Source organism: Asanoa iriomotensis, assembly GCF_016862515.1.
Lineage (GTDB): Bacteria > Actinomycetota > Actinomycetes > Mycobacteriales > Micromonosporaceae > Asanoa > Asanoa iriomotensis.
The window spans coordinates 1-14,086 of sequence record NZ_BONC01000114.1 but is presented as its reverse complement, the minus strand read 5'-3'; the positions used below and the strand labels follow the sequence as shown (position 1 = coordinate 14,086).

At 70.0% G+C, this 14,086-nt stretch carries 15 protein-coding genes; 6 read left to right on the top strand and 9 right to left on the bottom strand.

The annotated features are described in order from the left end of the window. Positions 1-640: 640 nt before the first annotated feature. The 3 genes from Air01nite_RS38825 to Air01nite_RS38815 are packed head-to-tail and all read right to left on the bottom strand — an operon-like array spanning position 641 to position 2,906. Positions 641-1,636 carry an ABC-2 membrane transporter-related protein gene (locus Air01nite_RS38825; protein WP_203708415.1) on the bottom strand — a complete coding sequence of 332 codons (996 nt, stop codon included), beginning with the start codon at positions 1,634-1,636 and terminating at the stop codon, positions 641-643. Beyond that, positions 1,633-2,523, bottom strand: a complete 891-nt coding sequence (locus tag Air01nite_RS38820; RefSeq protein ID WP_203708414.1) for an ABC transporter ATP-binding protein — start codon at positions 2,521-2,523, stop codon at positions 1,633-1,635. Before Air01nite_RS38820 ends, Air01nite_RS38825 begins: the two co-directional genes overlap by 4 nt. Further along, positions 2,520-2,906, bottom strand: coding sequence for a GntR family transcriptional regulator (locus Air01nite_RS38815; protein WP_203708413.1), 387 nt, complete (start codon positions 2,904-2,906; stop codon positions 2,520-2,522). The genes Air01nite_RS38820 and Air01nite_RS38815 overlap by 4 nt, the downstream gene beginning before the upstream one ends. A 169-nt stretch (positions 2,907-3,075) precedes the next feature. Here Air01nite_RS38815 and Air01nite_RS38810 point away from each other — a divergent pair, with 169 nt between their 5' ends. From Air01nite_RS38810 to Air01nite_RS38800, 3 genes are all read left to right on the top strand, one after another. Beyond that, entirely contained in the window at positions 3,076-3,276 is a 201-nt protein-coding gene (locus tag Air01nite_RS38810; RefSeq protein ID WP_203708412.1) for a DUF3046 domain-containing protein, read from the top strand. A 189-nt stretch (positions 3,277-3,465) separates the two neighbouring features. Next, positions 3,466-4,512 (top strand): recombinase RecA, encoded by a 1,047-nt coding sequence (gene recA / locus Air01nite_RS38805; protein WP_203708417.1) that lies wholly within the window; start codon positions 3,466-3,468, stop codon positions 4,510-4,512. Positions 4,513-4,765: 253 nt separating this feature from the next. Beyond that, positions 4,766-5,440, top strand: coding sequence for a regulatory protein RecX (locus Air01nite_RS38800; protein ID WP_308440011.1), 675 nt, complete (start codon positions 4,766-4,768; stop codon positions 5,438-5,440). Between the two features lie 398 nt (positions 5,441-5,838). Here the strand turns inward: Air01nite_RS38800 and Air01nite_RS38795 are convergent, their stop codons facing one another. Continuing rightward, on the bottom strand, positions 5,839-6,489 hold the full coding sequence (locus Air01nite_RS38795) for a TetR/AcrR family transcriptional regulator (protein WP_203708411.1): 651 nt from the start codon (positions 6,487-6,489) through the stop codon (positions 5,839-5,841). Positions 6,490-6,549: 60 nt separating this feature from the next. Between Air01nite_RS38795 and Air01nite_RS38790 the strand changes: the two genes are divergently transcribed. The 3 genes from Air01nite_RS38790 to Air01nite_RS38780 all read left to right on the top strand — a co-directional run bounded on the left by Air01nite_RS38790 (position 6,550) and on the right by Air01nite_RS38780 (position 10,264). Further along, on the top strand, positions 6,550-6,780 hold the full coding sequence (locus tag Air01nite_RS38790; protein WP_203708410.1) for a hypothetical protein: 231 nt from the start codon (positions 6,550-6,552) through the stop codon (positions 6,778-6,780). 586 nt (positions 6,781-7,366) lie between these two features. Then, positions 7,367-9,142, top strand: a complete 1,776-nt coding sequence (gene rny, locus Air01nite_RS38785; RefSeq protein ID WP_203708409.1) for a ribonuclease Y — start codon at positions 7,367-7,369, stop codon at positions 9,140-9,142. A gap of 453 nt (positions 9,143-9,595) precedes the next feature. Further along, positions 9,596-10,264, top strand: a complete 669-nt coding sequence (locus tag Air01nite_RS38780) for a cysteine hydrolase family protein (protein WP_203708408.1) — start codon at positions 9,596-9,598, stop codon at positions 10,262-10,264. Here Air01nite_RS38780 and Air01nite_RS38775 read toward each other — a convergent pair. The 5 genes from Air01nite_RS38775 to Air01nite_RS38755 all read right to left on the bottom strand — a co-directional run bounded on the left by Air01nite_RS38775 (position 10,248) and on the right by Air01nite_RS38755 (position 13,884). Further along, on the bottom strand, positions 10,248-10,520 hold the full coding sequence (locus Air01nite_RS38775) for a DUF7336 domain-containing protein (RefSeq protein WP_203708407.1): 273 nt from the start codon (positions 10,518-10,520) through the stop codon (positions 10,248-10,250). The genes Air01nite_RS38780 and Air01nite_RS38775 overlap by 17 nt on opposite strands. A gap of 4 nt (positions 10,521-10,524) precedes the next feature. Further along, entirely contained in the window at positions 10,525-11,397 is an 873-nt protein-coding gene (locus Air01nite_RS38770) for an amino acid ABC transporter permease (protein ID WP_203708406.1), read from the bottom strand. Further along, complete coding sequence (locus tag Air01nite_RS38765; protein WP_203708405.1) at positions 11,394-12,068, bottom strand: amino acid ABC transporter permease; 675 nt, start codon at positions 12,066-12,068, stop codon at positions 11,394-11,396. Before Air01nite_RS38765 ends, Air01nite_RS38770 begins: the two co-directional genes overlap by 4 nt. Before the next feature lie 78 nt (positions 12,069-12,146). Further along, positions 12,147-13,034 (bottom strand): glutamate ABC transporter substrate-binding protein, encoded by an 888-nt coding sequence (locus tag Air01nite_RS38760; protein WP_203708404.1) that lies wholly within the window; start codon positions 13,032-13,034, stop codon positions 12,147-12,149. Between the two features lie 91 nt (positions 13,035-13,125). Beyond that, positions 13,126-13,884 (bottom strand): amino acid ABC transporter ATP-binding protein, encoded by a 759-nt coding sequence (locus tag Air01nite_RS38755; protein WP_203708403.1) that lies wholly within the window; start codon positions 13,882-13,884, stop codon positions 13,126-13,128. Positions 13,885-14,086 lie beyond the last annotated feature (202 nt).

Genomic DNA, 14,086 nt, shown 5'->3' with positions numbered 1-14,086 from the left:
CCCGCCCCGCCCTTCCCTATGGGTCCCCGCAGCTCGGCGGGGTCCGGGGCAGAGCCCCGGAAACCCGACCACTATCACCTGACGCCGGCAAGCCCAGCCCTGATCCGCCACCGCCACCGGCGCAGCGCTCCGCCACATCGTCTCCGCCACGCAGGACCCACCGCCGCCGCCAAGACCCGCCATCACAGCGAGCCGGCCCTGGGGCAACGCTCCACTTCATCGCCACCGCCCAGGACCGACCCGCCGTCGCCCGACGTCACCGGCGAAGCGCTCCGCCACGCAGGACCCACCGCCTCCGCCATCACAGCGAGCCGGCCCGCGGGGCAACGCTCCACTTCATCGCCACTGCCGAGGACCGACCCGCCGTGGCCCGAGACCGTCACCGGCGAAGCGCTCCGCCGCGTCGCCTCCGCCATGCGCAGGCCGGTGCGGCAGGACGACCGGGACATCAGGCCTAGTACCGCGGCGCACATGCGAAAGCATGTGCCGCCGCATGTTCGCGGCGGTCGCGCCCGCCGCCGGCGCGACATGGCCGGGGACGCCAACGACGGACCTGGCAAGCGGAGCGCAGCGGAGTGATCCCTCGCGGGAGGAGCGGTCCGGACCACCGCGGACCCGAGCAAATAATCTTCCCGAAAGATCAGGTCAGACGGCGCCGCAGCCAATAGAAGCTCACCGCGGCCAACACGGCCGCCAGGCCGACGAAGATCCCCGTCTCGACCCACTGCAGGGTCCAGAACTGGCTGTCCGGGTGGTAGATCACGTCCTGTCGCAGGCCGAGCGTGCCAACCCAGTCCGAGCATGAGCCGGTGGGCATCGACGGGCCGCATCTGGTCGGGTCTGCCGGGCCGGTGAAGACCTGGCCGGTCGCGGTGATCGGGCGGTTGGTGATCGTCCAGGCGTTGGCGATCGGGTCCGGTTGGATGGCCATCTGGCCGCTCCGGTTGATCATCAGGGCGTCCAGTTTGTTCATGTCCAGCGGCGGGGTTTCGTGTGTCGCCGTGACCAGGTGCGTCCGCAGCCAGAGCGGCATCGCGGCCACCGCCACCGCATAGGTCGCCAGTGTGACCGCCATCGCCGGGACCGTGCGGCGGATCAGCATGCCGACGGTGACGCCGAGGGTGAAGGCGAACAGGGCGTACCCGATCGGGACGATGCCGCGACCCCCGAAGACCAGTGGGGTGATGCGGTCGGCGGCGGCGCTGTCGACGCGGCCGGCCCAGGCCGTGACCGCCCAGCTCAGCAGGCCGGTCGTGGCGGCGGTGGCGGCGCCGACCAGGCCGAGCTTGGCGGCCAGCCAGCGGGTGCGGCTGACGGACTGGCTCCAGGCCAGCCGGTGCGTGCCCGCCTCGATCTCGCGGGCGACCAGCGGCGCGCCCCAGAAGACGCCGATCAGCGGTGGTGCCGCGTACATGACGGCCAGGGTCGTGTAGTAGATCGTGCCGCCGGCGCTGTTGCGGAACTGGAGGAGGAACGCGTCGATCGCGTTGCCGCAGTCGCTCTGGCAGGCCGCGACGCTCGCGTAGAGGTCGGTCATGGCGTTGCCGTTGACGAGGAGCACGGCGGCGAGCGCGGCCAGCGTGGCGGCGGTGACGATCGCCGGTGTGCGGAACTGGCGCCAGGTGAACCAGATCATCGGGCGGTCTCCAACTCGGGCCGGTGCGGCGCCGCGGTGCGTGACAGGTAGGCCAGGACCAGGTCTTCGAGGGTGAGCTGTTCGACGGACAGGGAAGGGTCGTCGATGGGTACGACGCTGCGTACGACGAACGTGGACTGCCGTCCCGCGGCGCTGTGCTCGATCACCTCGGCGCCGGCGGGCAGGTCGGCCGCGTCGCGTCGCGCGCCGGTCAGCCGGTAGTGGGTGCCCATCAGCTCGTCGACGTCGCCGGCCACCCGCACCCGGGACGCGGTCAGCACGATCAGGTGGTCGCAGACCCGCTCCAGGTCGGACACCAGGTGGGAGGAGAGGATCACGCTGGTGCGATGTTCCGCGGTGTACGCCATCAGGCCGCTCAGGAACTCGCGCCGGGCGATCGGGTCGAGGCTGGCCACCGGCTCGTCGAGGATCAGCAGGTCGGGGCGTTTCGCGATGGCCATGGTCAGGGCGAGCTGGGCCCGCTGGCCGCCGGAGAGCCGGCCGGCCTTCTGGCGCGGGTCGAGGCCGAGCTGGGCGGTGCGCTCGTCGGCCAGGGTCTGGTCCCACCTCGGGTTGGTGTGCGCGCCGAAGCGGAGATGGTCTTCGACGGACAGATTGGCGTACGTGGGTGCGTCCTGCGCCACGAACCCGACCTTGGCCAGTTGGACGGGACCGGCGCCGGGGCGGTCGCCGAGCACCGTGATGCGGCCGGCGGTCGGTGTCAGCATGCCGACGGCGAGCTGCAGCAGGGTGGTCTTGCCGGCGCCGTTCGGGCCGACAAGGCCGACGACCCGGCCGGGTGGGACGTCCAGGGTGCAGTCGGCCAACGCGACGCGTCGCCCGTACCGCTTGGTCAGGCCCTCGGCCTGCAGCACCGCCTGGGTCATGCGGACTCCTGTAACTGAGCGCGGAAGGTGGTGGCGAACAGCGCCTCGATGCTCTCCGGGTCGAGGCCGGCGGCGCGGGCCCTGCGCAGCCAGCCGCGCAGCTCCTCGCGCAGCGGCTCGACGGCGGCGGCCTCTTCGTTGAGGGTGCGGGCGATGAACGTGCCGACGCCGGGGCGGGCGGTGACGAGGCCTTCGTACTCCAGCTCGCGGTAGGCCTTCAGCACCGTGTTCGGGTTGATCGTGAGCTTGGCGACCACGTCCTTGATGGTCGGGAGGCGGTCACCCTCGCGCAGCAGGCCGAGCCGCATGGCCTGCCGGACCTGCTGAATCAGCTGCATGTACGGCGCGACGCCGGAACGACCGTCCAGATGAAACTCGATCACGGCTTATCTCGTTTCTCTAGTTTCATAGGACTATAGGGTGTACGCGCGGCGGCGCGTCAAGGCTCGCCGGGCTGGGGGTTGGCTGTGAGTCGGTTCCGGGGCGTAGGTTGCTGACTCGGGTTCTCGGGGTTCTCGGGGTTCTTTCGGTTCGGTTCGCGGAGGGTGCGTTGTGCGGTTGACCGATTTCTGGGCGCGGCTGGAGCAGGCGTTCGGGCCGGGCTACGCGGCCAGCATCGCCGCCGATCAGGTGCTGCCCCAGCTCAACGGGCGGACCATCGAGCAGGCGCTGGAGGCCGGGGTGGAGACGGTCGTGGTGTGGCGGGCCGTGGTGGCCGCTTATCCGGACCGGGTGCCGGCGCGGTTGCGCTAGGTCCTGTCAGCGTTGACTCGAACTCATGTTCGGCGTGTCGCCCACGCGTAGAACACCTGTTCGGCTATTGTCCTCACCTGGCGGTTATCCACAGGCGCGGCACGGCGGCTGTTTTCTGTCATACCCAGCGCCTAGGTTGTCCGCGTGACGAAGAGTTCAAAGATGCCGGCGAAGGCAGGGGTGGCGACGATGGCGACAGGGCCTGATCGGGACAAGGCGCTCGACCTTGCTCTCGCGCAGATCGACAAACAGTTCGGCAAGGGCTCGGTGATGCGGCTGGGGGAGCGGCCGGTCATCCAGACTGCCGTGATCCCGACCGGTTCCATCGCGCTCGATGTGGCGCTCGGCGTGGGTGGCCTACCCCGCGGGCGGGTCATCGAGGTCTACGGCCCGGAGTCCTCCGGCAAGACGACAGTGGCGCTGCACGCGGTGGCCAACGCACAGCGGGCCGGTGGCATCGCGGCGTTCATCGACGCGGAGCACGCGCTCGATCCCGACTACGCCAGGGCGCTGGGTGTCGACACCGACGCGCTGCTGGTCTCCCAGCCCGACACCGGTGAGCAGGCGCTCGAGATCGCCGACATGCTGATCCGCTCGGGCGCGCTCGACATCATCGTCATCGACTCGGTCGCGGCCCTCGTGCCCCGCGCCGAGATCGAGGGCGAGATGGGCGACAGCCACGTGGGTCTGCAGGCCCGGTTGATGAGCCAGGCGCTGCGCAAGATCACCGGTATCCTCAACAACTCGGGTACGACCGCGATCTTCATCAACCAGCTCCGCGAGAAGATCGGCGTGATGTTCGGCAGCCCGGAGACCACGACCGGTGGCCGGGCACTGAAGTTCTACGCGTCGGTCCGCCTCGACGTGCGCCGCATCGAAAGCCTCAAGGACGGCACCGACGTGGTCGGCAACCGCACCCGCGTCAAGGTCGTCAAGAACAAGGTCGCGGCGCCGTTCAAGCAGGCCGAGTTCGACATCATGTATGGCAAGGGCATCTCCCGCGAGGGCTCCCTGATCGACGTGGGCGTCGAACAGAACATCATCCGCAAGTCGGGCGCCTGGTACACCTACGACGGCGACCAGCTCGGCCAGGGCAAGGAAAAGGCCCGCGAGTTCCTCAAGGAAAACCCGGACGTCGCCGCCGAGATCGAGAAGAAGATCCTCGAAAAGCTCGGCGTCGGCCAGGGCGCCGGCGACGCGGCCGGCGGCCTCGAGTTGCCGCCGGTCGACTTCTAACGGCTGACCGGCCATGGCCGGTCGACGCAGGGGTGCCCGTTCCGGCCGAGGCTGGGACGCGGCACCACCACGTCCATCCACCCGCCCACGCCGGCCACGCCCGGCACCGGACGGCGAGACCCCGACCGACCCGGGCGCCGAGTTCGCCTGGCCTGAAGGCGCAGAGCCCCTCGGCGACCCGTGGGGCGGCCGCGCGGCCGTACTCGACGACGACCCAGGCCCGTCGGCCACCGGCGGTTCAGGCCGGTCGGCTGTGGGCGGTACAGATCCGTCGGCTGCGGGCCGCGGTCGGCGGCGGGGTGGTGGGTTCGGCTCGCCGGCGCGGGCCGCGGCCGGCGGCGACGAGCCGATGTCGCCGGCGGACGAGGCCGAGCTCGCCCGCGAGATCTGCCTGCGGCAGCTCGCGGTCCGCCCGCGTACCCGGGCGGAGCTGGCCCGCGCCCTGGCGCGTCGGGGCATCTCCTCGGAGACGTCGGCAGGGGTCCTCGACCGCTACGACGAGGTCGGCATCATCGACGACGCGGCGTTCTCGCGCGCCTGGGTGACGAGCCGCCACGCGGGCCGCGGCCTGGCCCGCCGTGCGCTGGCCAACGAGCTCCGCAAACGCGGGGTCGACGCCGACACGGCCGGCGCGGCCTTGGAGCAACTCGACGACTCGACCGAGGCGGACACGGCCCGCGCGCTGGTGGACCGCAAACTACGCACGGCCCGCGGCGACCCCGAGCAGGTCTTCCGCCGGCTGGTCGGCATGCTGGCCCGCAAGGGTTACGCGCCGGGGGTGGCTATCCGCGCGGTCAAAGATGCCCTCGCGGCACAGAGCGCCGAGGCGGCCGAGTTCGCGGACCAGGTCGACGTGGACGCACTGGCCGAGGCCCAGTCGGCGATGGAGGCCGACGCCGACCTGGCCCGGCCCGCGGACCAGGACTGACGCCACCCAACGGTCATTGCGGCCGTCCGGCGGCGGTCTGTCCGACGCATAGGTGTTCGCGCGGGCGCAGATGACGCTGCTCCCTGGCCGACGACCGACAGCGCCGGAGCCTCCGGCGTCGTGAACGAAGACCCTCACCAGGTTGGCCAGGGCCAACCTGGTGGCGAATCCAGACGAATGGTCGCGCTGGCGGAGGGCTTCTCGCTGGCGAAGCTCACGGTCGCGGCACCGGGCCCAGCCGACGGTCCGCGAGGCCGACGGGTCGACGGCCCGCGAGGCGGACCGACCGCCCGCGAGGGCGACCGGTCGACGGTCCGCGAGGCCGACGGGTCGACGGCCCGCGAGGCGGACCGACCGCCCGCGAGGGCGACGGGTCGACGGTCCGCGAGGCCGACCGGCTAACTCGCACCCGGCATGGCCAGGATCGCCGCGATGCCGCGTTCGAACAGGTCGTCGTCGTTCCACAACGCGCCGTCGAGATGGCCCGAGACGACCAGGGTGGGATATGCGGACGGGTCCGCCTCGATGTGGCGCCGCGCCGCCTCCGCATCCGACACCTGGCGCCACGTCGCCTCGGTGACCGCCGCACCGATGACAAAGTTGGCCACCAACCGCGTCACGACGGCCAACTCGACACCACCGAAGCCGCCGCGGACCAGCGCCGCCTGCAGGAACTCCGTGCGGGCGAGCACATTAGGCCCCAACATCGGACGCCCGATCAGACCGGCCGCCCACGGATGCCGGAGCATCGCCGCTCGCCAACCGCGCGTCAGCGCCAGCACGTCCTCCCGCCAGAAGCCAACCACGGGCGGCAGGACCACCTCGCCGAAGACCTCGTCGACGGCCAGGTCCAGCACGTCGTCCTTGGTCCGGACGTGCCAGTAGAGCGCCGTCGCCGTGACCCCCAGCGCCTCCGCCAGCCGGCGCATCGTCAAACCGTCGACACCCTGGGCGTCCAGCAGGGAAACCGCCGCCGTGACGATCCGCTCGCGGGTCAGCGGCGCCGTGCGGCGGGCACGGGCCGGTTCCGGACGGAGCCACACGGTCATGAGCCACAGCCTAGTACAGTGTTCAGCTAACTTAACGTTGGTAAGGCGGTGCGCAAACACATGCCGATGATCCGCGTGCAGCTCGACAGCGACAGGAACACCGCAAGACAGGTGGTGCGGCTCCACCAGGCCGGCGGCATCCACTACGACTCCCGCGACGCCGCCCGTGCGGAGGTGTGGCGCCGGGGTCACACGCCGGCGGCCGAGCCGGTCTTCGTCGGCATCACCAACGGCCAACCGGTGCGGCTCGTCTACGACGTCGAGGTCCATCTCGGCACCACCCACCGGTGACTGTGGACCCTGGCTATGGCACCATCGGGTATCCACGTTGTGCAACCAAGCGATTACGGACACACGACGTGGATGGTGTTGGCAACTTTCGTGCTGTTTCGAAGCGTGTTGAGCAGGGGGTGAGCACATGCGTGCCCTATGTCCCTCGCCCAGCCGGATCATGAGTCCTTGACCGAACGGCCCCTCGCGACCTAGCCTCGCGTTACAGATTGGATTGCCCGACCAACCGCAGGCTAAGCGCACAACATAGATCGCGTAACAAGACAGCATCACTTTGGCCAGTTACTCGGCCACATACCCCGTTATCGGACATGGCCGGTCCGGTGACGAGGTGATAGCGGTTTTCCCCGGCCAGCCGGCGGCGCAGTGGCGCACCGCCGGTCGGCTCCTCATGGCCAGCCGCCTCGGTCGGGCGTCCGTACAGCCGCGCGTGAGAGCGGAAGGGCCACCCCCTTCTTCGCGCCGGGACCGGTGAGGGGAGGCGTCATGACCGGGCGACACCGGGGATGCCGCGGTAAGGACGTCTCGGCGTGAGTGAGCGAAACGACCGCAGGTCCTGCCCCGCCGACCGGACGGAGGCCGTGGCATGACCGCCCTCGACGTCGTACTCCTCTCCGCGGTCATCGTTCTCGCCGCCGCCGTCCTCGTCGGTCTCGTCCTCGGCGCCCGCGCCCTGCGCCGGCTCAACGCCCACGCCTCGGTGCCGATGAGCGAAGACCCCAGCTACACCGCCGAGCGCGAGCGCCAGGAACAGTCGCTGGCGACGCTGCGCAGCAAGGCCGAAGAGGTCACGTCCACCGTCGACACCGCGAAGTCCGCTGCCGCCGCCGCGCGCACCGAGGCCGCCGCCGCCAAGGCCGAGGCCTCCGCCGCCCGGGCCGAGGCGCGCCGCGTGCTCGACGCCGCCCGCACCGACGCTGACAACGTGCTCGAACGCGCCCACAAGCAGGCCGAGCAGGACGCCGAACAGCTCCGTGCCGCCGCGCGCCGCAGCGGCGAGCGCGAGGCCGCGATGCTCGCCGCCACCACCAAGGAGCACGCCGCCGACGTCGAGCGGCGCGCCGCCCGGATGGACGAGCGGGAACGCCTGCACACCGAGGAGGTCGACCGGCTCACCGAGCGCGAACGCCGGCTCGCCGCCGCCACCGCGGAGCTCGCCGAGCGGGACCAGGCGCTCGCCAACCGCGAGACCGAGCTGGCGCAGGCCGAGGAGCTGCGCCGCCGGGAGCTGGAGCGCGTCGCCGGGCTCACCGCCGACGTCGCCCGCACCGAGCTGGTCGAGTCGATCGAGGTGCAGGCCAAGCGCGAGGCCGCGATCCTGGTGCGCGACATCGAGGCGGACGCGCGGTCCACGGGCGAGCAGCGGGCCCGGCACATCGTGGTCGAGGCGATCCAGCGGGTGGCCAGCGAGCAGACCGCCGAGAGCGTGGTCAGCGTGCTGCACCTGCCGGGCGACGAGATGAAGGGCCGGATCATCGGCCGCGAGGGCCGCAACATCCGCGCGTTCGAGTCGGTCACCGGCGTCAACCTGATCATCGACGACACACCCGAGGCCGTACTCCTGTCATGCTTCGACCCCGTCCGTCGCGAAATCGGCCGGCTGACGCTGGAGAAGCTCGTCCTCGACGGCCGGATCCACCCGCACCGCATCGAAGAGGTCTTCGAGACGGCCAAGCAGGAGGTGGAGCGCCTCTGCCAGCGCGCCGCCGAGGACGCCCTGGTCGAGGTCGGCATCACCGAGATCCACCCGGAGCTGGTGACGCTGCTGGGTCGGTTGCGCTACCGCACGAGCTACGGCCAGAACGTGCTCAAGCACCTGGTCGAGACCGCCCACATCGCCGGCATCATGGCCGCCGAGCTGCGCCTGGACGCGCCCCTGATCAAGCGCGGCGCGTTCCTGCACGACATCGGCAAGGCGCTCACGCACGAGGTCGAGGGCAGCCACGCGCTGATCGGCGCGGACCTGGCCCGCAAATACGGCGAGTCCGACGAGGTCGTCCACGCGATCGAGGCCCACCACAACGAGGTGCAGCCCCAGACGATCGAGGCCGTCCTGACGCAGGCTTCGGACGCCTGCTCCGGCGGCCGCCCGGGCGCACGCCGCGAAAGCCTCGAGGCCTACGTCAAACGCCTGGAGCGCATCGAGGAGATCGCCGGCGGCAAGACGGGCGTGGAAAAGGTCTTCGCGATGCAGGCCGGCCGCGAAATCCGCGTCATGGTCAAACCGGACGACGTCGACGACATCGGCGCCGCCGTCCTCGCCCGCGACGTCGCGAAGCAGATCGAGGAAGAACTGACCTACCCCGGCCAGATCAGGGTGACGGTCGTCCGCGAGTCGCGCGTCACGGAGATCGCCCGATAAGAAAACAAGCGGCGGTCCCGGGTCCGCCGGTGGCACGACCGTCGCTCCCGCCGGACACCGCTCCGCTTCGCTCCGCTGCCAGGTCCGCGCCGGCTCGCCGTCAAAGCGAATGCCGCGTAGGTCTCCCCAAGAAGACTTGACCGATCCCGCCATGCCATCGACCAGAGCACCGGTGCGCGATCGGCGGGGCTCGGCGGCTGATGGCCAGGTTGCCGGTTGGCCGGTGTGCGCGCCCGCCTCGGCGCGCCCGGCCGCTGTCTGCAACCAGGCTCGGAGTTTGACGCCCGACGCAGAGGTTTGCGGTGACCGCGAGTTGAGACCGGGGCCGCAGTCACTCACAAGGCGAGACCCAGGCGCCGGCGCCAACCGGACCCCGCGTCGTGATTCAGGGCCCGGCCGCTTGCTCCGATTCGCGGGCCTTGGCGTCGTCTCCAACCCAGTAGGGTCGCGGCCGTGGAGCGGAAGACGCATGCGTGGCGGATCGAGGAGCGCGAGTACCGGCGGCAGGAGGCGCGACGCGGTCGGCGGCACGCGTACACGAGCCTGCGGCCGGAGCGCACCGCGCTGGTCGTCGTCGACATGGTGCCGTTCTTCGTCGAGGAGAACGACTACACGTTCGGGATCGTGCCCAACATCGCCCGGCTGGCGACAGCCTTGCGCGCCGCGGGCGGGACGGTCGCATGGGTCGTGCCGGGCTATGTCGAGCCGTCCGCGGTCACCAACGAGTTCTACGGCCCGGAAACCGCGGCCATGTTCGCCCGCAGCGGCGGCGAGGGATCGGTCCGGGAGCGCGTGTGGCACGAGTTCGACGCCGACGACGCGGACCTGCTGGTCGAGAAGACCGCCACCAGCGCGTTCTTCCCGGGTCGCTCACCGCTGCCGGGCCTGCTCCAGGCACGCGGGCTCGACACGGTGCTGATCACCGGGACGGTGACCAACGTCTGCTGCGAGTCCTCGGTCCGCGATGCCAGCACGCTCGGCTACCGCGTCGTCATGGTCGCCGACGCCAACTCCGCCCGCCGCGACGAGGACCACAACGCCGCGCTCTACACGATCTACCGCACCTTCGGCGACGTCCGCACCACCGACGAGGTCATCGAGTTGATCACTCCGCGGTGCTGAAGCCCTCGGTCCAGTGGTCCTCGTCGACCGTCCAGCTGCTGACCGTGAAGCAGTCCGGCTCCGCATCGAAGCCGGGCAGGGTCCGGGCCCGCTCGATGCGGGCCCGGGCCGCTGCCTCGGTCGCGTAGACGCCCAGCAGCTTGAGGTCGTCGCCGTCCCACTCGTCCCAGGTGAGGTCACCCAACTCGTCGACGTGGTCGACGGTGCCGTCGTCGTTGCGGGCATGGCGGACGTGGTGGAGCAGCCAGACGTCCACCAGGCTAGAGGCCGCCGCCAGGGGCGTTGCCCATCGCAGCACCTGGGTCGAGTTTCTGGGTGCGGATGCCGCGCCGCTGGGTGCGGCGGTCCAGGTAGTTGGCCAGGCCCGTCAGCGCGAAGTTGACGATGATGTAGAGCACCGCCGCCACGATCGCTGCCTGGATGACGTTGAAGTAGTTCGCGGCCACCACGTTGACGCCGAGCTGCAGCAGCTCCGGGTAGGACACGATGTAGCCGAGCGCCGTGTCCTTGAGCAGCACCACGAGCTGGCTGATGATCACCGGCAGCATCGCCCGGGCCGCCTGCGGCACCAGGATGTGCTGCATGACAGCGCTCTTGCGCATGCCGATCGCGTACGCCGCCTCGCTCTGACCCGACGGCACCGCGCGGATGCCGGCGCGGAACGCCTCCGCCAGCACCGAGCCGTTGTAGAGGGTCAGGCCGATGACCACCGACCAGAACGGCGGCACCGGCTGGTGGATCAGGAACGGCACACCGAACGAGATGAAGAAGATCATGAGGAGCAGGGGTACGGCGCGGAAGAACTCGACGATCACGCCCGCCGGGATGCTGATCCAGCGGTGCTCGGAGAGCCGCCCGACCGAGAAGATCAGGCCGAACGCGAGCGCGAAGACCATCGCCGTCGCGGCCGCCTTCAGGGTGCCCTCGATGCCCGGGATGATGAAGTTCTTCCAGGTGTCACCCTGCAGGAACGGCTCCCAGAGGACCTTGGTGAACTGGCCCTTCTCGTCGAACTTGCGGTAGATCCAGTAGAGCAGCGCCAGGATCAGCGCGCCGAAGACCGCCGTGAGGATCGCGTTGCGGACCTTTGCCCGCGGCCCCGGGTGGTCGTAGAGGACCGTGTTGCCGCTCACCGCTTCACCGCCAGTCGGTTGGCCAGCCAGCCGAAGAAGTAGCCGACCGGGATCAGCACGGCCGCGAACGTGCCGGCGAAGACGAGGAAGATCAGGATGACCTGGTCACCGTTGTCGTTGATCAGCTGCTTCATGATGTTGCTCGCCTCGAGCAGGCCGATCGTGCCGACGATGGTGGAGTTCTTGCAGAGCGCGATCAGCACGCTCCCCAGCGGCGCGATCACCGCGCGGCCGGCCTGGGGGAGCACCACGATCCGCAGCGTCTGACTGAACGTGAGCCCGATGGCCCGCGCCGCCTCGGCCTGGCCCGGCGGCACCGTGTTGATGCCGGAGCGCAGCGCCTCGCAGACGAACGCGGCCGTGTAGACGGAGAGGCCGACGACACCGAGCCAGAAGTTGTTGAGGATCAGGTCGTCACTCAACGAGATGGTCAGCGTGGCGTACAGGCCGAAATAGCAGAAGAAGATGATCAGCGTCAGCGGGGTGTTGCGGAAGATGTTGACCCACGCGGCGCCGAACCAGCGCAGCACCGGCACGGGCGACACCCGCATCCCGGCCAGCAGCACGCCCAGCACCAGGGCCAGCGCCGCCGAGGCGCCGGTCATCTTGAGGATCCACATGAAACCCGACACGTACGCGTCGAAGTTGGCGGGATCGCTGAATACGGGCACGACCCGCTCCTCCCTTCGGGTGGCCTACCGCGCGCAAGGGCCGGCGGCGTGTCCGCCGCCGGCCCCGCGCGTCGCGCGTCAGGCGCAGTTGGTCAGCTTGCTGGTGTCGAGCTCGGGCGCCGGGGTGCCGCTCTTGCCGAGCGTGTTGTCCCAGGCGGCCTTGTAGGAACCGTCGGCCGCGGCGGCCTTCAGGATCTCGTTGATCTTGTCGCAGCTCGCCTTGTCGTCCTTGGCGAGGCCGATGCCGTAGGGCTCCTCGGAGAACGGCTTGCCGACGACCTTGAACTTGCCGGCGAACTGCTGCTGCGAGGCGTAGCCCGCGAGGATGATGTCGTCGGTGGTCACCGCGTCGACCTGGCCACCGGCCAGCGCGGTGATGCACTTCGAGTACGCGTCGAAGAGCTGGAGCTGCGCGCCCTTGTAGTTCTCCTGGATCCGCTTCGCCGGGGTCGAGCCGGTCACCGAGCAGACCTTCTTGCCGTCGAGCTGCTCCGGGGCGGTGATCGTGGAGTCGGTCGGGACCAGCAGGTCCTGGCCGGCCACGAAGTACGGCCCGGCGAAGTTGACCTTCGTCTTGCGCTCGTCGTTGATGGTGTAGGTGGCGATCACCAGGTCGACCGTGCCCTGCTGGATGTAGGGCTCGCGGTTGGCCGACACGGTGGTCACGTACTGGATGCCGGACTCCTGCATGCCGAGACCCTTGGCGATGATCTTCGCCATCTCGATGTCGAAGCCCTCGTAAGCGGTGCCGGTCTGCAGGCCGAGACCCGGCTGGTCGGCCTTGACGCCGACCTTCAGGGTGCCCGACTGCGCCTTGGCGATCACGCCGGTCGCGGCCGTGTCGCCGGTCCCGGTGCCCGTGCCGCTGCCCGTCCCGGTGCCACCGTCGTCATCGCTGCCACAGGCCGCCATCGTCAGTGCGAGCACTGCCGCCGCGGCGGTGGCCGCAACGCGCGTCATCCGCATATACCTTCTCCTCCTTGTGAAGGAGACCCGGCGCCGGTGCGGCCGGATCCCTTGGTGTGCACGAACGTGATGCGCAGGGGACTTTGAGAAGTCAGTGCGTAAGGATCTTGGAAAGGAAGTCCTTGGCCCGGTCACTGCGCGGGTTGGCGAAGAACTCGCCCGGTTCGGCCTGCTCGACCAGCTGACCGTCAGCCATGAATACCACGCGATTCGCCGCGTGCCGCGCGAAACCCATCTCGTGGGTGACCACGACCATCGTCATGCCGTCACGGGCGAGGGACGTCATGACGTCGAGGACCTCACCCACCATCTCGGGGTCGAGTGCGCTGGTCGGCTCGTCGAAGAGCATCGCCTTGGGCTGCATCGCCAGCGCGCGCGCGATCGCCGCGCGCTGCTGCTGGCCGCCGGAGAGCTGGGCCGGGTATTTCTCGGCCTGGTTGGCGATGCCCACCCGTTCGAGGAGGGCCATCCCGCGCTTGCGCGCCTCTTCGGGCTTCTCCTTGCGCACCTTGATCGGCCCGAGCGTGACGTTCTCGAGGATCGTCTTGTGCGCGAACAGGTTGAACGACTGGAACACCATGCCCACGTCGCTGCGCAACCTGGCCAGCGCGCGGCCCTCGGCCGGCAGCGCGTCGCCGTCGAACGTGATCTGCCCGGAGCTGATGGTCTCCAGCCGGTTGATCGCGCGGCAGAGGGTCGACTTGCCCGAACCGGACGGTCCAATCACGACGACCACCTCGCCGCGCCCGACCGACAGGTCGACGTCACGCAGCACGTGCAGGTCGCCGAAGAACTTGTTGACCTTGTCGAGCACGATCAGCGGCTCCTGCGTCGTGTCACTCGCGACCATCGACCCCTCCCTCTGGATGGAGCCACTCTAAGGGTGACGATGTGTCAGGACAGGCCGCGAACGGTCACGGAGCGGTAACGCGGCCTCCGGACAGGGCCGCTTCCAGGCACGATCGTTGGTATGGGTATCCCTCCGGTCCCGACGGGGCAGGTCTCCGCGATCTGGAACTGGCACGCGGAGACTCCCCTGACACCATCCGTGG